Genomic DNA, 16776 nt, shown 5'->3' with positions numbered 1-16776 from the left:
GATTATGTGTGATTCAATTGGAAGTGTGGGGGAAGTATGCGCTTTTTACCAGGCCGGAACTAAAGGTGGAAAGGGTCAGTTACGATGTGCCCACGCCTTCGGCGGCGAGAGGGATTGTGGAGTCAATCTATTACCATCCTGGGCTGCAGTGGCACATAAAACGGATCTATGTAATGAATCCTATCCGTTTTCTTAACGTCCGGCGCAACGAAGTAAAAAATAAAATCCTATCCACCGCTGCGCGCAAAGCGGCGCAAGGAAGTGAAAAGCCGCTGTACCAGGTTACTTCCCAGGAAATCGTCCAAAGGGCCTCTTTGCTGCTTCGGGATGTTCATTACGTCATAGAAGCACATTTTACCATGACCGAAAAAGCGGCCCCTACAGATAACCCCGGAAAATTCCAGGACATTGTCACTCGTCGTATGGAACGCGGTCAATGCTTTCAAACTCCCTATTTTGGCTGCCGGGAATTCCCCGTTAACTTTCGCCGCTGGCCAGGTGGCCCGGTTCCCACCATTCCTGAAACGAGGGACTTGGGGTTGATGCTGTACGATTTTGATTATAGTAATCCGCTGAACATCACTCCCACCTATTTTCGGGCTCGGTTGGAAAATGGCGTGTTGGACACTGAAAATTGCGAGGTGTATCGATGATTCTGCAAGCGTTAACCAACTATTATGAGACGCTTCTGACCCAAGGCAAGATTACCCCGCCTGGCTGGGCTACGATAAGGGTTTCCTATGGGATAGAGCTAGATACAGAGGGCCAAGTAGTGCAGCTTTACCATTTGCAACAAGAAATTTCCAGGGGAAAAAAGCAGGTCCTTGTGCCCCGGGCTTTTCAGATGCCCGCGAAGGTGAAAAAGTCGTCTAATGTTGCGGCCAATTTCTTGTGCGACAACAGCAGCTATATGTTGGGAGTGGACAACAAGGAAAACCCTAGTCGTACGGTGCAGTGCTTTGCCGCAGCAAAAGATCTACATCTGCGCCTGCTCTCCCAAGTATCCTCTCCCGCCGCCCAGGCAATTGTCCGCTATTTTGAAACGTGGGATCCTACACAGGCCGCTTTCCATCCTGTGTTGCAGGCAGATTTGCCTGACTTGCTGAAGGGCGGAGACTTGACCTTTTGGTACAACGGAGCGCTTGCGGCAGACGATGCGGAGATCAAAATGGCTTGGCAGCGCTTCCAAGAAAACGTGGAACAAGAATCTGGGAAGGGAATATGCTTGGTGACCGGGCACTGTGGACCGCTAGCTCGGCTTCATGCAAACATTAAAGGCGTGGCAGGTGCGCAAAGCAGTGGGGCTTCCCTTGTGTCCTTTAACGAGCCTGCGTTCTGCTCTTACGGCCATGAGCAAGGAGCCAATGCGCCCACGGGCCAGTATGCTGCATTTGCTTATACCACTGCGCTGAATAAACTGCTTGAGGATAAGAAACATGTCTGTCACGTAGGGGATACCACCATTGTCTTTTGGGCGGATGGTGGGGGAGCAGCCTACCAAGGTTTTGCAATGGACGCCTTATTTGACACAACTTATTCGGAACAGGATCTCTTGGCGGCTTTGCATCATTTGGCAAAAGGTGATTCTATCCACTGGGAGGAAAGTCTTCTAAATCCGGATATGCCCTTTTCTGTACTGGGGTTAGCGCCCAATGCAGCCCGGCTCTCTATCCGATTTTTTTGGCAGAACAGCTTTGGGGCGCTGGCGAGAAACTTAGCGCTTCATTACGAGAGATTGAAGATCGTCCGGAGGAAGGATGACAATTTTGACGCACTCCCCATTTGGCGGTTGGTTCAGGAAACCGTTCGGAAAACTCTTCCAGGCGCCCGCCCGGTGGAGGCTAACCCACGGTTGGTGGGAGATCTTCTTCTGGCTGTGTTAAACGATGGCCCGTATCCCGCCACTCTGCTCAACGGGGTTGTTCTGCGCATTCGGGCAGAACGAACGGTCACTCGAGGAAAAGCTGCCATTTTGAAGGCCTATTACCTGAATAATTCTAAAGATGAGCAACTGAAGGAGGTCTTAACTGTGGAACTAAATGAAACAACCAACTATCTGCCCTATGTGTTAGGAAGGTTATTTTCTGTGCTGGAAAACGTACAGCTTCAGGTTAACCCGAGGATTAATACCACGATTACGGACAGATATTTCAATTCCGCTTCTGCCACGCCGGCCGTAGTGTTCCCCACGTTGATCAACCTGACGCAAAAGCATCTGGCAAAGATGAACAAAGGGCAAGAGATCTATTTTCAGAAACAGATTTCCGAATTGTGCAGCCGGATCACGCAGACTTTGCCGGCACGCATGAGCCTTTCGGAACAAAGCGCGTTCCAGTTGGGATATTATCACGAAACGCAAAACCGCTATAAGCCAAAGGAGGAAAAAAACAATGTCTGAGCCTATCAGTAACCGCTATGATTTTGTCATTCTTTTCGATGTAGAAAATGGCAACCCCAATGGGGATCCGGATGCAGGCAATATGCCTCGCGTTGATCCGGAAACAGGTTTTGGATTGGTGACTGATGTCTGCCTGAAACGGAAAATCCGCAACTATGTGGAAACCGTTAAGGAGGACAGTGAAGGTTACCGCATCTATATCAAAGACCAGGTCCCCCTGCAACGCAGCGACGCAGAGGCGTTGACTTATCTGGGAGTGGATAAAGATTTGAAATCTGCCAAAAAAGACGATCCCCTTCTGGACGGGAAAATCCGGGATTTTATGTGCCGGAATTTCTATGATATCCGCACCTTTGGGGCGGTGATGACCACCTTTGTCAAAGGCGCCCTCAACTGTGGTCAAGTGCGGGGGCCCGTCCAAATCGGTTTTGCCCGCAGCGTGGATCCCATCCTCCCCCAAGAAATCACGATTACCCGTGTGGCCATTGCCAGAGAGTCGGACGCGGAGGACAAAGACACGGAAATGGGACGCAAATACATTGTCCCTTATGGTCTTTATCGGGCCGAGGGTTTTGTGTCTGCCAATTTGGCCCGGAAAGTCACCGGCTTTTCCCAGGAAGATCTGCAGCTGCTTTGGGATGCTATTTTGAATATGTTCGAAAACGACCGCAGTGCTGCCAGGGGGAAAATGGCCGTCCGGGAGCTCATTGTTTTTAGGCATGAGAGCGAATTGGGAAATGCCCCTTCTTATAAGCTGTTTGATGCTGTCCATGTGGATAGGGTTGAGGGGGCGACCGTTCCGAGAAAATACAGCGATTATACGGTTACGGTGGACGAAGATTTGCCCGCAGGGGTTATCTGCCAGAGGATGTCATAAGTGGATACGGAGGAATATCTTTCCATATCAGGGATCCAGCATTTTTGTTTTTGTCCGCGGCAGTGGGCGTTGATTCATTTGGAACAACAGTGGTCAGAGAATATACGAACCACCGAGGGACATTTGGAGCACCGGAGGGCCCACGAAAGTGAACTGAAGGAAAAGCGGGACAACCTGTTGACGGTGCGCGGTTTGAGGGTGGTCAGTTATCGGCTGCGGCTTTCTGGCGTCTGTGATGTGGTGGAGTTCTCTACTGACCCTCACGGAATCACGCTTCAAAACCAACCGGGGTTAGCCTAGCGCAGGATCTCATGGAAGAATTGCGCTCCTGTTATGCCGATAGGTTTGTGATATCCTGTGTCAACCAGAAAATCCTCACCGCAAAACACTGTCAAAAACAGGAGAGTAGGGCGGTACTTCTGTCTGATGAAGGACGGCGTGCATTCCTTACTGCCTGGCAACATCGAAAACAGCAAACGATTACGCATCCATTTTTGTCAGAAAAAATACCATGGGGACTAGTGCCTTATATACAAGCTTTGCTTTTAGCACGAACCCTTCGCGGTGATTTAGAGCGATACCCGCCCTTTTTCTGGAAATGAGGAACAGGAAATGTTGGTCTTAATTACCTATGACGTGAACACAGAGACGGCTGCCGGGAAACGCCGTCTAAGAAAAGTCGCAAAAATGTGTGTGAACTATGGGCAGCGGGTTCAAAATTCTGTCTTTGAGTGCCTTTTGGATGCTTCTCAGTACGCTGTATTTAAAGCAAAACTGTTAGAGTTGATTGATCCAAAAACGGACAGTCTGCGTTTCTATCAGTTAGGAAACAACTATCGAAGAAAAGTGGAACACTTTGGGTGTGCTCCGCTTCTTTCACAGGATGATGTGTTGCTGATATAAAAGTGCGAGGTTCAAGTGCACAGCGTTTTCCAGAGACCTTCGCACCGAGACCGAAAACAGTAGCCCTCTTTTTTGTACGGTAAATGCCGCTTTTCCCGGAGTGGTTCCTTGTAAAATTCAGGAATCACAATGGCTTTTGTCAAATTAGCTGATAATTATACCGATCTTATCGGCAAGTTTGCTGTCGCCCTCCTCGCGGAGGGCGTGGATAGAAATCATTACACAAAAGAAGATTTCTCCACGCCGGGGGTCGCCCTCCTCGCGGAGGGCGTGGATAGAAATCCAGCTCTTCTCCCAACAGACCTTTGGTGGCTGGTCGCCCTCCTCGCGGAGGGCGTGGATAGAAATACCCAAAGCATGGGTTGTAGCTCTTACGGGGGCTGTCGCCCTCCTCGCGGAGGGTGTGGATAGAAATCCTGGCTTCCGTCCCCTGGCACAGCTTTCCCTCCGTCGCCCTCCTCGCGGAGGGCGTGGATAGAAATTTCCAGCTCGCCCATCATGTGGTCTTTTGCATCAGTCGCCCTCCTCGCGGAGGGCGTGGATAGAAATCTTTCCCCTGCCCGCTTGGGAAAGCCCCCGATGATGTCGCCCTCCGCGAGGAGGGCGTGGATAGAAATATCGAGCCGGAAGACCTGGGGAACCACTCCATGTGTCGCCCTCCGCGAGGAGGGCGTGGATAGAAATTAGAGCGGCGCGGACTGCTTCCAAAGCAGTTTTGGTCGCCCTCCGCGAGGAGGGCGTGGATAGAAATACCACTCTCCCAGGACGAGATGGAAGAGACCCTGGTCGCCCTCCTCGTGGAGGGCGTGGATAGAAATCAAGAGCTGGAGAGGCGGTACGAATGATTTTCTTGGTCGCCCTCCTCGCGGAGGGCGTGGATAGAAATGCGTAGTAGGCCTCAGCATCGGCGGCAATCGTATATGGATGTATCGCAACGAGGACTACCTCACCGCTATCGATCTGGTGAACTATATGCCGGCGTGTACACCTCCCTCAACTGGTGGAATAATTACCTGACGGCCCCGGTTTTCAGCAGGTATGACAGCTGGGTGGCCCAGTATTATTCGGAGTGCCAATATAAAGGATCCTATGGTATTTGGCAGTATACCAGCACCTGGAGCATCGGCGGGAAGGATTTTGACGGCAACTGGGCCTACAAGGATTATCCAAGTATCGTCAAGGCAATGACCGGCGAAAAAACGCCCGAAAAGGAGGAAGACGGCATGACCGCAGAAGAAGTAAAAAAGATCGCCCTGGAGGCCATCCAGGAGTATGTGGCCGCACAGGCCAAAAAGGATACCCCTGAGTGGGCCAAGAGCGCCGTAGAGGAGGTCAAGGCCGCAAAGGTGATGAATGGTGATGATACCGGCGCGTTCCGGCCAGAATCCACCGTCAAGCGGGACGAGCTGGCCCAGACCATCGTCAACTACACCAATTCCGAACTGCTGGCAGACAGGGTGGAGGAGATCGTGGAGGACGTGCTGGAGAATAGGGAGTAATACAGAGAGCCCCTGGGCACCTTATTGGTACTCAGGGGCTTTTTTTAGTTTTCGCGGATCACTGGTGAGTGATCCCGGCCTTTTACTTACCCAAAAAAGGGGCAGAGCACCTCAAAATTTACAGAGCAGTAAACAAAGAAAAGGACTTCGCCGAGTAAGCTTTGAGAAACGCATGCAAAATTATACTGTGAACAAACTGTAAACTTCGATTTCTCTATGGACAAAGCCTCGAACTTAGGTGTAGAATCTTGAAAAATCAACAGGGGGGGTAACGCCACGGAAATCCAAAACACTTACACCAAGCACAGCCCTTTGGGTCACTATTTTCTTTTGCCGAATGAAATTTTCACCCTGGGATTAAGTCCCAGCGAACCGTCGGTCTACGCCTACCTGCTGTTTTGCGAGGACAGGAAAACGCACCAGTGCTGGCCCAGCATCGGACGCATTAGCCAGCACACTGGGATGAGTACCAGCACGGTTGCTAAGTACATCTGGCGGCTAGAGGAAAAGCGGCTCATCGATGTTGAACCTACAAAAGTACAGACTCGAGATGGGAAAGTTCGAAACGGCACTCTGCGATTTACCATCTGGCCCATCCAGGAGGCGATAGATTACAAGTTGGAGCGGGAGTTGGCAACCCTACCAGACCCAAAGCACTCCAAGAAAAGGCGGTGAATCCAAACTCGGCTCTGTGAGCGCCCGTGTGCGATTTTTAAACCGAGATAGGGAAACGATACCAGCAAAACAGGTTACCCGCCCCGTTGGAGGCGTGTGGGGCAGTTGTGGACGAATCGAAGGGCAGCGACGAATCCAGATGAGAGAAAACCAGTTTCAGTTTCACTCGATGAGGAGTCGGTGAGAAAGATCAGAGGCAAGCAGAAAAGAAAGAAGCAGGCCCAGCCGGGCCTGCAAAGGCAATATGGAATACGAGACAGTCCCGATCGAGAATGAATTTTTCCTCTACTCAGAGGACGGGTTTGGAGAGGGCTGTGGGCGGTTCACAATGCCCCAACATTGAACAGGGATCACAGGGTGTGATTTTACAGCAGGTGAAAGAGTAGGCGCCTAAGAGCGGCGCCTACTCGGGCTCACAGTGGCAGGCAGAGCCGGCCACTCCGGGAATTTTGCAAGGCGTCAATTTTCCGATTTTTAGGGGTCGGTTTTGGGGCCTTGGCGTCAAACTGGGTGTCGTGAATGCCAGGTTTTCCCAGTGCAGAGGCATTCCCTACGGTGTCACGATAGGGGCTGCGGCCTGTTATAGAAGATTTTAGTCACGTTCCCGGATAAGGGCTCAAAGCCTGTTTTCCTCTCCCCATACACAGAGTTGGTCAAGAATATTCATCAAAGACTTGCCTCGCTCGCTGAGAGAATACTCTACCTTGGGTGGGATTTGAGGATACTCCCTGCGGACGATCAACTGATCCCGTTCCAGTTCTTTTAAATTCGCGCTCAAGGTTTTGTCCGCTACTGTTTTCAGGTATCGCTTCAGTTCATTGAACCGCACTACACCGAATTCCATCAGACAGTAGAGAATCACCATTTTATGTTTTCCGCTAATGAGGGATAGAGTGTAGGCAAAACCAGTATCCTCGAAATTAGCCTTTTCGATATAGTCAGAGATCATATAACTTACCTCCAAGCTAGTACCTTACAATAAATTCAGTACTTGTTTTTAGTTTGTTACTAGCTATAATGATAGAGGAAGGCACTCTGTGTGTCAATTCTAAAATAAAAAAGAGAGGCGCATTGCTGTGAGAAAAGAGCTCAATATCACCGAGGGAATCTTCCCCATGCCCGTGCTGATGGTGGCTACCTATAACGAGAATGGCACCGTAAACGTGATGAACGCTGCCTGGGGTACTATGCAGGAGCGTGATACTGTGGCCTTAAATTTAACAGAAAGCCACAAAACCGTAAAGAACATCAAGGCGAGAGGCGGTTTTACCGTGAGCATCGCTGATGCCGCCCATGTGGTGGAGGCTGATTATTTCGGCGTGGCCTCCGGCAATACAGTAGCAGATAAGCTGAGCGCAGCCGGGCTCACCGCCACCAAGGCCGACATGGTGGACGCTCCCATCATCAACGAGTTCCCCCTGTGTTTGGAATGTAAATTCATTGAGTACCAGACCAATGAATATGGCTGCGGTGTCATCGGCAAGGTGGTCAAAGTCACAGCCGACGAGAGTGTTATGCGGGACGGCAAGCTGGACATGTCCCTGGTGAATGCCATCGCGTTTGACCCCTACACTCACGGATATTACAAAGTCACCGAGCGTGTGGGCGAGGCTTTCAAGGATGGATTGCAACTGAAAAAGTAAGCATGGGCGGGCCTTGCCGGGCCCGCTTTTTCATGAATTTGTAACCACTATGCGGCAAGATGCACAAAAAGCAGCCCGAAAATTTTGCGGCCAAAAAACAGTGAAAAATGTGAAACGCACCCGATTCAGCCCGAAAAAGGCGAAACCGGGTGCGTTTTGGGTGCTGGAGGAGATGGGGACGATTGAGGACGGGTCAAACCAGATGAGAAAACCCAGTGTCCGAACCAGAATGAACCCCATTCCCATGCAACACAGGCAAAAAGAAAACCGGCGAAAACCCAGTGTTTTCGCCGGTTTTCTGGCAGGGGCAGAAGGACTTAGTCTCGCCTGCCGCCTCGGGTGCTGCTCCCCAGTGGGGAGCGCCCAGCACCGACCGAAGCGGCAGCTGAGACCGGTTCGCGGCAGAGCGCCACTGGCGCTCGCTCACCCCACGACACGCACTGCGCAGGGCGCAGCCGTGCCTCGTTGCCAAATCCTACCGCACACTAACGAAAAAGTCAGGTACCGCACAAGCGATACCTGACTTTTTTGGCAGGGGCAGAAGGACTTGAACCCTCGGCACGCGGTTTTGGAGTGGATGTGGGAATTCGGCAGCGAGAGCCGTGGAGAACCGGGTTTAAGCTGTCCTTCTCACAAAATCACAAAAGAACGGTGCTGGTTTGGTGCTCCCAGGACGGGGCACGCAGGGTACCCAAACCCAGATTGATATGACGGATGATGGAATAAATGAATGAAGCAGATTTCGGAGTGTTGTTATTCGATTTGCGAGACAGTCTGGCTTTCTCCTTGGCTGGACATTTTGCGGAATTCCTGACGCACGCAAAAGAGAGAGACTAAGAACGCAATAAAGTCGGCAATGGGTCCGGCAAGCAAGACACCGAAAATTCCTAACCAAAGGGGGAGAAGCAGTATCAGTGGGATGAGGAAAAACACCTGCCGCGTCAGGGAAAGAAGGAGCCCTCGCAGCGCTTTTCCAATGGCGGTAAAAAAGTTGGAGGATAAAAGCTGCACTCCATTGACGATAACCATAAATAGAAAAGTGCGCATGAATAAAACCGCAAATTCAAAGTACAGAGAATTCCCGTTGCCAAATAGGGAAATGATGGGGCGCGGGAAAAACTGAAAGAGTAAAAACCCCACTGCAGAAACCGCAAAGTTCCATTTCAGTGCCAGCAGATAAGCACTTTTTACCCGCTTCGTTTTCCCCGCACCATAATTGTATCCAATAATTGGCTGCATCCCCTGGGAGATGCCCACAATAATAGAAAGCAAAATAGCGTTTGTTTTCATGACAATACCGCAGGCTGCCAACGGAATTTCCTCTCCAAAGGAGGAGAGAGCCCCATAATGGGTGAGGGAATTGTTTAGCACAATCTGTACCACTGTAATGGCTACTTGGTTTATGCAACTGCTGATTCCCATGTAAAGGGTTTTCAAGGTGTCTGGAATAGAAATGGCAAAACAGGGCCTTGTCAGCCTCACTGTGCGAAACTGCCACAAATACCGTAGCGCCAAAAGAAAAGAGAGAACTTGTCCCAACACTGTGGCCCAAGCAGCACCAGCCACACCCCAGTGAAACTGAAAAATGAAAAGCGGGTCCAGAATGGTGTTGACAATTGCACCGGATACCATGCAAATCATAGAGTATTTAGGACTTCCATCGGCGCGGATTAAATTGCTGATCCCGTTGGTCAGAATAAGGAGCGGCATTCCGAGCAGTGTGATCCCAGCATATTGCTGAGCATAGGGAAGAACCTCCTGGGTGGCGCCAAAGACCTTCAACAGTGGTGTGAGAAAAAGCTCTCCCAGCACCAGATAAAGCAGCCCGGCGCCCGCCATCAGGCAAACGCCGCTTCCAGCAATCCGGGCGGCTCGTTCCGGAGTTTTTTGTCCTAGATAGAGAGAGAAACGAGAAGCGCTCCCTATTCCAATCAAAAGGGAAATGGCCAGGCAGATGGTGGAGAGGGGATAAGATACATTGGTAGCGGCATTGCCAACATATCCCACACCTTGCCCAATAAAAACCTGGTCTACAATGTTATAAAGAGAACCGACCAATGTAGCGGCAATACTGGGAATGGCATAACTGCGCAGCAGCTTGGATATTTTGTCCGAGCCCAATGGGTTTTCGAAAATTTCTTTACTCATCAAATTCATCCTTCTTTCTCGTAATCCCCAATTCTAGTGAGGCGCGTTCTCCAAGCTGAGTCAGCCTCTGCAAAAAAACGTCCTGTTTCCCTTTGTCCATACCCTCCATGAAAAAGCGCTCCGCCTCGTCACAGGTTTCCCGGACCTGCTTGGCAATGCTCAGCGCCTTTTCCGTAGGATAGAGTTTCCAGGTCCGCCTGTCCTTGTCACTGGGCTTCCTAGTCAGAAACCCTTTTCGTTCCAGTGCAGCAACGGTGCGGACTATATTGCTGGGATGGACGTAAAAGGTTTCCAGCAGGGAATCCTGGGAAATCCCGGGATTTCCGCATATTTTAAGCAGGTACATGTGTTGGCTGCTGTTAATGCCCAAGGGCTCCAGCCTTTGATCCAAGTAAGCCTTGGTGAACCGGTCAGCCACAGAGAGCCATTTTAAAAGTTTCATAGTTTTCCTCCTCTTGTATGGAAGCGGTCACAGTATATCATAAAATGCGTGCGCACGCAATATTATAGAAAAGCACAAATCCGACCCTCTCGGGAAGAGGTGTAACATTTGACGCAATTATTTTAAAGGAAATAGGAAAATCAGCTATCGGGAATTTTGCAGAAAAGAAGCTATACTTACGTTGTGTGGAAAACTTTTATGGAGGAGGCACGTTTTTTATGAATCCGTATTATCCTACTCTGTTCAGCCCCTGCAAAATTGGAAATGTTACCATCAAAAACCGCATCTGCAAGGCGCCCCAGACCACAGGATTGAGTCATATGGATGGCTCAGTTTCCTCTCGGCTAGTGCGCACTTATGAGGATCTTGCCCGGGGCGAGGTGGGCATGGTTATTGTGGAGTACGCTTATGTGGATCGGGATTGCAGCAAATCTGCCTCTAACCAATTGGGCATTTGCGATGACGAATACATCGTTGGACTGGGTTGGTTGGCGGATACTCTGAAAAACCTGGATTGTGTTCCCTGCATTCAAATTGAGCACTGCGGACGCCAGCGGTTTTTAGGGCCTCCCATGAAGTCAGCCTCCCCCAATCCCTGGCCCTTGATGTACCAACGATATGGTAGGGCGGCTATTCCCCAGGAACTCACCCTAGATGAAATTGACCAGCTGGTGGAGGATTTCGGCCAAGCTGCCCGCCGCGCCAAGACCGCTGGCTTCCAGGTGGTGGAGATTCATGGTGCGCATGGGTATCTCATCACCAATTTCCTGTCGCCTTTTACAAACCAGCGCACCGATTGGTACGGCGGCAGCCGTGAAAACCGGTTCCGGTTCTTAGAGCAGGTCTTTACGCGCTGCAAGGAATATGTGGGGGAGGATTTCCCCATTATTGTCCGGCTGAGCGGCACGGATTATGAGCCTGGCGGCATGTCCATTGAAGATACCATCTACTACGCGCAGCGCCTAGAGGAGTTGGGCTGTGCCGCTATCGATGTCAGCGGCGGCGACCATCATCAAATGATCCATCAGGTTACCCCCATGCAGCTGAATCGCGGCCACAATGTCTGGGCGGCAGAGGCCATTAAGAAAGCGGTACATATTCCCGTTTTCGCCACCGGCTCTATCACCCAACCCGACTATGCCGAGGAAATTTTGGCCAGTGGCAAGGCGGATTTCATCAGTATGGGACGTCCTCTGTTGGCAGACCCCTATTGGGCCAAGAAGGCTATGGAAGGCCGTGCCGAGGATATTTCACCCTGTATCCGCTGCAACGAGGGTTGTCTGGACCGGGGCAATCACCTGGGCAAGTCCATCAACTGCACCATGAACCCTTTGCTGGGTTTTGAGGATGCTTTGGCCATCCATCCAGCAGAGGAAAAGAAAAAAGTAGCGGTGGTAGGCGGGGGACCCGCAGGGTTGAAAGCGGCGGACACAGCCGCCCTCCGGGGCCATGATGTAACGCTGTTCGAAAAGCGTGCTCTGGGCGGCTATCTGTTCGAGGCATCTTATCCTGACTTCAAAGCGGACATTCGCGACGCCCACAAATATCTGGTGACCCAAGTGAACAAGCACGGCGTCCATGTTGTGGAAAAGGAAGCCGCTTTGCAGGACTTGGAGGATTTCGATGCGGTGATTGTAGCGGCTGGCGCTTCTCCCGCTGGGCTGCCTGTTCCCGGCGCGGACCGGGAGAACGTCACCTTGGCCGTGGAGGCATTGAAGGACGGCGGACCTCGTCCCACTGGGGAAGTGGTAGTTGTGGGCGGCGGGCTCATCGGCGTGGAGACAGCTTTGTTCTTCAGCGCCCGGCCGAATACCCATGTCACTATTTTGGAAATGCTGCCACAGATTATGAATGGCTGCAGTGACAGTGACCGCACGGTTTACAGCCAGTGGATTCAGGAACGCAATGTGGCAGTGTACACTTCCTCCCGGGTTGCTGCCATTTCGGAGGCCGGTGTGGTGATTGAACAAAAGGGCAGGGGAAAAACTGTCCCAGCGGACCATGTTTTCCTTGCCACCGGCATGAAGCCCAACAGCGGCCTCTATGACCAGCTTCTGGAGAAGGGAATACGGGTCTTTTCTGTGGGGGACAGCCAGGCCATTGGCAAAATCTACGACGCCATCCACGACGGCTATAAGGCCGGATTGAAGGTTTGAGATAATTGAGTATACAGGAAAGGGACCCGTGTGGGTCCCTTTTTTGCGCCTCAGGCATGTTGGCTGCACAGTGCTCTCAGTTTGTCTAAATGCACAATGCGGAATCCAACGCCTTCCATGGAAATGATGCCCTCTTTTTTCAAGACCCTGCATGCTCGGGAAATGCTGGCCCGCGAGCAGTTTACCGCATAGGCCAGCTCCTGCTGGCTCAGCCGGACCTGGGCCTCACCTGTCCCGTCCCAGTTGACCAGGAGAAAATTGGCTAGACGGAGAAAGACGCTGTGAATGCTTTGGTTGGCGGCATCATAACAGAGCTGCCGCAGCACCTTGCAGTAATACTGCGTCAGCGTTACTGCGAATTCTGGGTCGTTTCGCGTCAGTTCCTCCAAAAAGCTGTTTTGAAAGGGAATCAGCCAGCAATCCGTCATACAGGCGATTGTCATGAGGGACGGGGCTTCCGGCAGAAAGCAATCCAGCCCAGCAATGCTGTCCGGCCCCAGCAGGGCCACAGTGCGCTCGTTCCCCTGGGAATTACCCGTGTAGACCCGCAGTTTTCCCTTGCACAAATAGTACATCCAGTTTTTACTCTCCCCGCTGGCACATAGTTGCATACCCTTATCTAGACGCATGGCAGGAGGGCAGCGCATCTGAAAGGCTTTTCGGTGGGGAAGGAAATCACCTTCAAAAAAATAGCGGATGGCGTGGGAGGCATCTTTGGGTTCCATAGCGCTTGACTCCTTTCCTGCGTATAGCTTGAATGGGTACGGTTTTAGTGGCCATCTGGCGATGGTGTTGCAGAGAGCCTGCTCCCATTAGAGGCTGCGGAAACTCTTATAACACTATTATAAAAGCCTAGCTTGCTGGATGCAAGGAAAGGAGCGGAAATGTTCAACTCGAACCCTGTTATGGCGCTTATGCTTCCTCTGCTGCTGGAACGAGGCCGCTGAGGATCTGCCGCTTTCCCTGGCTCTAAACAGGGATGGCTTTCTGCGGTAGGCAGTAAAAGAGGGAGGACAGTGCTTAAAAAATTCGGACGGTGTGTTGCCATACCGTCCGAATTTTTAAGGCTTAGAAGAAGCCGTTCCCCAAAGGTGTTGTAAACATCGCAGGAACAATCACTATTGCAAGCTGCCTTCAAAAATCATATCACAAAACCGCACATTCTGGTCGCTGACAGCGCCGAACAGCTCGAACATCCCTTTTACCCCATCGGTAATCCAAAGAGTCAGATGGTTTCCGCCGAAGAGGAATTTCCAGGTTTGGAAGTGTCCGGTTTCTCGCCAGCATACGGTGAGAAGCAAGGTATCCTGATCCACCCAGGCGTGATGCGCCGAGTAGGCCCATGGCCGGGACCTTTGTTCCTCTCCCCGTAGTGGGCTGTTGCTGGGGATTTCGATAGCGAACTCTGTTTCTCCATGTACGTCGGCCACACAAGAGCTCTCCACCTTCTGTTTTTCGTCTACGATGATGCATAGCCGGCTGTTGAATGTTTGTATCCGCAGGGTGTGCTGTTCCTGTGAGGATATGCCCTTTAGCTGGTAGGTCCGGTTTTGCAGGGCAATTTGCAGATAAGAGGAGCTTGGTTCATACACAGCGGGGGCTTCCCACTGGCACAGCACCTTTTGCAGGTGCTCGTAAGCCCAGGCGTCCCGGCCCTTTTGGGGGTCTGTCAGGTTTGAAAGCAGGTGCTGTTCCACCAGAGGGAAGACTCGAGTGCCGTCAATTTCTTCCGCTGTGGTGACAATGACCATGTCCTCTTTCGGAAACACCATGACAAACTGGCCAAAAGCGCCGTCCGCCCGATAGCTGCCAGGGCTGTTCTCCCAGATCTGATAGCCGTACCGCTGTCCCCAGCCGGCACAGCCTTGGCTCAGGGTGGAAACATGGGGTGTGGAGGCCTCTTCAATCCACTCCTCGGAAAGGAGCCTCTGGCCGTTCCACAGACCCTTGTTCAGGTAGAGCATGCCCACCTTGCAAAGGTCCCTGGGGGCGATGAGTAGACCCCAAGCGCCGGTGTTCACCTTGCCGTTTGTGTCCCAGCTCACGTCGGTGATGCCCAGGGGCCCAAAGAGCTTTTCCTGAAGCCACTGAAACAGGCTCTTGCCCGTTACCCGGCTGATGACCTCCGAAAGCATGTAGGTGCCGCCGGAATTGTACACAAAGTGCTCCCCGGGCTCGTATGCCATTTCCCGAGTAAAGAAGATCTCCGGCCAGGGGGTGGTTTCGCTGTTACACATGTCCCCCACGGTGTCTCGTTCATGGCCGGTGCTCATAGTCAACACGTCCCGCAGGGTGATCTCCCTTGCCCGGGGGTCCATGTCCAGGCCCTCGCACTCGGGAAAGTACTTCAGCAGTTTGTCAGCCGCGTTCACCAGGCCTTCGTCTACGGCAAATCCAATGGCCGTGGAAGTGAAGGTCTTGCTCACCGAGTACACTAGCCTTTTGTCACTGGCACGGAAGGGATAGCGGGCAGTTTCCACCACAGCTTTCCCGTGACGGATGATGTGGAGTGTCCGCAGCTTGTAGTGGATTTTATCGCAATCCTGAAGGAAGTTGGCGATGGCGATGGAGGAGATGCCAGCGTCCTCTGGAAGGTAGAAACGGTCAAATACGTCTGCCATATTACTGTGCGCCTTCCTTTCTCATGTTAGCCACCTCTTTGTCGGCGTCCATCCGACTGCTGAACAGCACCAGCAGGATGCTGCACACCAAGGGAATCACGGCGTAGCCCACAGTTTCCATCACCAGAGTGAAGGAGGACTGGGTCAGACCAGCGTTGGCCGCTTCGCCGCTGTATCCGCCAATAGCCAGCACAGCCGCTACGCCTACACTGCCCAGGAGCATTCCAAACCGCATGCCGAATTGGGCGATACTGGTGGAAAGACCGGAGAGGTCGGTTTTGTTTTTTAGGTTGATGTAGTCAGCCACATCGGCGGTAGCAGTGCCCAACAGCACGCCAAAGAAAGCGCTGCCAATGCCGTAGATCGCATTGCCGATCATGACGAAGGCCAGGTTGGGGACAATCATCAAGGCATAGCCCACCACCTGGAACATGGAACCCAACACCAGCACCTTTCGCTTGCCCAGCTTGGCGTTGGCAATGGGCACAATGCCCAAAAGGCAGCAGAGAATACCGGGTACCAGTTTGGCATAGCTGATCTGAGTCATGTAGCCGGCATTACCCAGCACGTCACGCAGGAAGTAGATGGCCATTGAGCCGAAAATCATCCCGGCAAAGTTATAAGTGAGGAACATGCCAAACAGAGGAAGGGCGTATTTGCAGCCAAAAACGTACTTTAGCTGGGTTTTAACGGGCAGGGTGGGGCGCTTCCGAGCCGCGCTGAGCTGCTGGGCAGCCTCAGCCCACACCTCCGGCGTTTCCCGGCAGATAACACCAGTGAGGAAGGGCAGGATAAAGCCAATGGAGCAGAAAATCAGGCTCAAACCGAAGTAGCCCGTTTCGTAGCCGCCAAAGTACATGAGCACCGGTACGCCGTAGGCACTGACAATCAGGTTGGAGATCTGTCCCAAGAGACTGCCCAAGTTGGTAACCTTTGCCCGTTCCACCGAGTTGGAGGTCATCTTGATGAGTAGGGTGGCGGTGGCGATGCTGATGACGGCGCCGAACACGGCCACGTGGAGCAGGTAGTTCACAAACACCCAGATCATACGACCGGTGGGGCCGAAGCTGGTAGGGGTGTTGAAGATTAGGAACACAGGCAGGGCCACGAAGAAAGCGGTGCCCAAGATCCAAGGCCGGGCCTTGCCCATTTTGGTGTGGGTCATATCAATGAGGAAGCCGCTCAGGCCCTCGGTGACTGCGTTGATGATGCGGGCGGCGGTCATCATGGCTGTGATGAAGCCCATGGAAAGCAGCAGGTTGTCCGTCAAGTAGACGGTGAGGAAGCTGCCCAAAATGCCGGCAATGCAGCTGGAGCCGCAGCCGTTAAGGGCAAAGCCGATCATTTGGGACACAGGGAGCTTGTCTTGTTTCTTCTCTGTCATGTTTTCAACCCTCCAGGTCAAAGGAATGTA

General features: G+C 52.2%; 15 protein-coding genes and 1 CRISPR repeat array. Of the genes, 9 read left to right on the top strand and 6 right to left on the bottom strand.

Annotated elements, in window-relative coordinates:
- Positions 1–8 precede the first annotated feature (8 nt).
- The 7 genes from cas5c (at position 9) to ODJ80_RS14205 (ending at position 6352) form a co-directional block, all read left to right on the top strand.
- Entirely contained in the window at positions 9–653 is a 645-nt protein-coding gene (cas5c, locus tag ODJ80_RS11685; RefSeq protein ID WP_263042236.1) for a type I-C CRISPR-associated protein Cas5c, read from the top strand.
- On the top strand, positions 650–2398 hold the full coding sequence (gene cas8c / locus ODJ80_RS11680; protein ID WP_263042235.1) for a type I-C CRISPR-associated protein Cas8c/Csd1: 1749 nt from the start codon (positions 650–652) through the stop codon (positions 2396–2398). The genes cas5c and cas8c overlap by 4 nt, the downstream gene beginning before the upstream one ends.
- Positions 2391–3275 carry a type I-C CRISPR-associated protein Cas7/Csd2 gene (cas7c, locus tag ODJ80_RS11675; RefSeq protein ID WP_263042234.1) on the top strand — a complete coding sequence of 295 codons (885 nt, stop codon included), beginning with the start codon at positions 2391–2393 and terminating at the stop codon, positions 3273–3275. Before cas8c ends, cas7c begins: the two co-directional genes overlap by 8 nt.
- Before the next feature lie 311 nt (positions 3276–3586).
- Complete coding sequence (locus tag ODJ80_RS11665) at positions 3587–3877, top strand: CRISPR-associated endonuclease Cas1 (protein ID WP_317619921.1); 291 nt, start codon at positions 3587–3589, stop codon at positions 3875–3877.
- A gap of 10 nt (positions 3878–3887) precedes the next feature.
- Positions 3888–4178: a CRISPR-associated endonuclease Cas2 gene (gene cas2, locus ODJ80_RS11660; RefSeq protein ID WP_263042232.1), complete on the top strand. Its 291-nt coding sequence runs from the start codon at positions 3888–3890 to the stop codon at positions 4176–4178.
- Positions 4179–4361: 183 nt separating this feature from the next.
- A CRISPR array of direct repeats spans positions 4362–5064; the repeat unit is 33 nt; unit sequence GTCGCCCTCCTCGCGGAGGGCGTGGATAGAAAT.
- 34 nt (positions 5065–5098) lie between these two features.
- The gene (locus tag ODJ80_RS11655; protein ID WP_263042231.1) at positions 5099–5677 is read left to right on the top strand and encodes an S-layer homology domain-containing protein; all 579 of its coding nucleotides are present in this window, start codon (positions 5099–5101) and stop codon (positions 5675–5677) included.
- A gap of 312 nt (positions 5678–5989) precedes the next feature.
- On the top strand, positions 5990–6352 hold the full coding sequence (locus ODJ80_RS14205) for a helix-turn-helix domain-containing protein (protein WP_442863922.1): 363 nt from the start codon (positions 5990–5992) through the stop codon (positions 6350–6352).
- Positions 6353–6968: 616 nt separating this feature from the next.
- Here the strand turns inward: ODJ80_RS14205 and ODJ80_RS11650 are convergent.
- Positions 6969–7301, bottom strand: a complete 333-nt coding sequence (locus ODJ80_RS11650; protein ID WP_263042230.1) for a winged helix-turn-helix transcriptional regulator — start codon at positions 7299–7301, stop codon at positions 6969–6971.
- A gap of 127 nt (positions 7302–7428) precedes the next feature.
- On the opposite strand from ODJ80_RS11650, the gene ODJ80_RS11645 reads away from it, so the two are divergent.
- Complete coding sequence (locus ODJ80_RS11645; RefSeq protein ID WP_263042229.1) at positions 7429–7995, top strand: flavin reductase family protein; 567 nt, start codon at positions 7429–7431, stop codon at positions 7993–7995.
- A 753-nt stretch (positions 7996–8748) separates the two neighbouring features.
- Here ODJ80_RS11645 and ODJ80_RS11640 read toward each other — a convergent pair.
- Together ODJ80_RS11640 and ODJ80_RS11635 are read right to left on the bottom strand one after the other, a co-directional pair.
- Complete coding sequence (locus ODJ80_RS11640; RefSeq protein ID WP_442863921.1) at positions 8749–10143, bottom strand: MATE family efflux transporter; 1395 nt, start codon at positions 10141–10143, stop codon at positions 8749–8751.
- Positions 10136–10585 (bottom strand): MarR family winged helix-turn-helix transcriptional regulator, encoded by a 450-nt coding sequence (locus ODJ80_RS11635; RefSeq protein ID WP_263042227.1) that lies wholly within the window; start codon positions 10583–10585, stop codon positions 10136–10138. Before ODJ80_RS11635 ends, ODJ80_RS11640 begins: the two co-directional genes overlap by 8 nt.
- 218 nt (positions 10586–10803) lie before the next feature.
- Between ODJ80_RS11635 and ODJ80_RS11630 the strand changes: the two genes are divergently transcribed.
- A complete protein-coding gene (locus tag ODJ80_RS11630; protein WP_263042226.1) occupies positions 10804–12741 on the top strand; it encodes an NAD(P)/FAD-dependent oxidoreductase in 1938 nt (645 codons plus the stop codon).
- A 50-nt stretch (positions 12742–12791) separates the two neighbouring features.
- Here ODJ80_RS11630 and ODJ80_RS11625 read toward each other — a convergent pair whose 3' ends face one another.
- From ODJ80_RS11625 to ODJ80_RS11615, 3 genes are all read right to left on the bottom strand, one after another.
- On the bottom strand, positions 12792–13466 hold the full coding sequence (locus tag ODJ80_RS11625) for a Crp/Fnr family transcriptional regulator (RefSeq protein ID WP_263042225.1): 675 nt from the start codon (positions 13464–13466) through the stop codon (positions 12792–12794).
- A 393-nt stretch (positions 13467–13859) separates the two neighbouring features.
- Positions 13860–15362, bottom strand: coding sequence for a serine hydrolase domain-containing protein (locus tag ODJ80_RS11620; protein WP_263042224.1), 1503 nt, complete (start codon positions 15360–15362; stop codon positions 13860–13862).
- Position 15363: 1 nt separating this feature from the next.
- Complete coding sequence (locus tag ODJ80_RS11615; RefSeq protein WP_263042223.1) at positions 15364–16746, bottom strand: MFS transporter; 1383 nt, start codon at positions 16744–16746, stop codon at positions 15364–15366.
- Positions 16747–16776 lie beyond the last annotated feature (30 nt).

Source organism: Acutalibacter sp. LFL-21 (assembly GCF_025630755.1).
GTDB lineage: Bacteria > Bacillota > Clostridia > Oscillospirales > Acutalibacteraceae > Acutalibacter > Acutalibacter stercoravium.
The sequence above is the reverse complement of the archived record's forward strand: the minus strand, read 5'-3'. Positions and strand labels throughout refer to the sequence as shown.

Excerpts from the sequence above, each read along its gene's own strand:
- cas8c (WP_263042235.1), top strand. The coding sequence starts at position 650 with ATGATTCTGCAAGCGTTAACCAACTATTATGAGACGCTTCTGACCCAA.
- cas7c (WP_263042234.1), top strand. The coding sequence starts at position 2,391 with ATGTCTGAGCCTATCAGTAACCGCTATGATTTTGTCATTCTTTTCGAT.
- ODJ80_RS11665 (WP_317619921.1), top strand. The coding sequence starts at position 3,587 with ATGGAAGAATTGCGCTCCTGTTATGCCGATAGGTTTGTGATATCCTGT.
- cas2 (WP_263042232.1), top strand. The coding sequence starts at position 3,888 with ATGTTGGTCTTAATTACCTATGACGTGAACACAGAGACGGCTGCCGGG.
- ODJ80_RS11655 (WP_263042231.1), top strand. The coding sequence starts at position 5,099 with ATGGATGTATCGCAACGAGGACTACCTCACCGCTATCGATCTGGTGAA.
- ODJ80_RS11650 (WP_263042230.1), bottom strand. The coding sequence starts at position 7,301 with ATGATCTCTGACTATATCGAAAAGGCTAATTTCGAGGATACTGGTTTT.
- ODJ80_RS11640 (WP_442863921.1), bottom strand. The coding sequence starts at position 10,143 with ATGAGTAAAGAAATTTTCGAAAACCCATTGGGCTCGGACAAAATATCC.
- ODJ80_RS11635 (WP_263042227.1), bottom strand. The coding sequence starts at position 10,585 with ATGAAACTTTTAAAATGGCTCTCTGTGGCTGACCGGTTCACCAAGGCT.
- ODJ80_RS11630 (WP_263042226.1), top strand. The coding sequence starts at position 10,804 with ATGAATCCGTATTATCCTACTCTGTTCAGCCCCTGCAAAATTGGAAAT.
- ODJ80_RS11625 (WP_263042225.1), bottom strand. The coding sequence starts at position 13,466 with ATGGAACCCAAAGATGCCTCCCACGCCATCCGCTATTTTTTTGAAGGT.
- ODJ80_RS11620 (WP_263042224.1), bottom strand. The coding sequence starts at position 15,362 with ATGGCAGACGTATTTGACCGTTTCTACCTTCCAGAGGACGCTGGCATC.
- ODJ80_RS11615 (WP_263042223.1), bottom strand. The coding sequence starts at position 16,746 with ATGACAGAGAAGAAACAAGACAAGCTCCCTGTGTCCCAAATGATCGGC.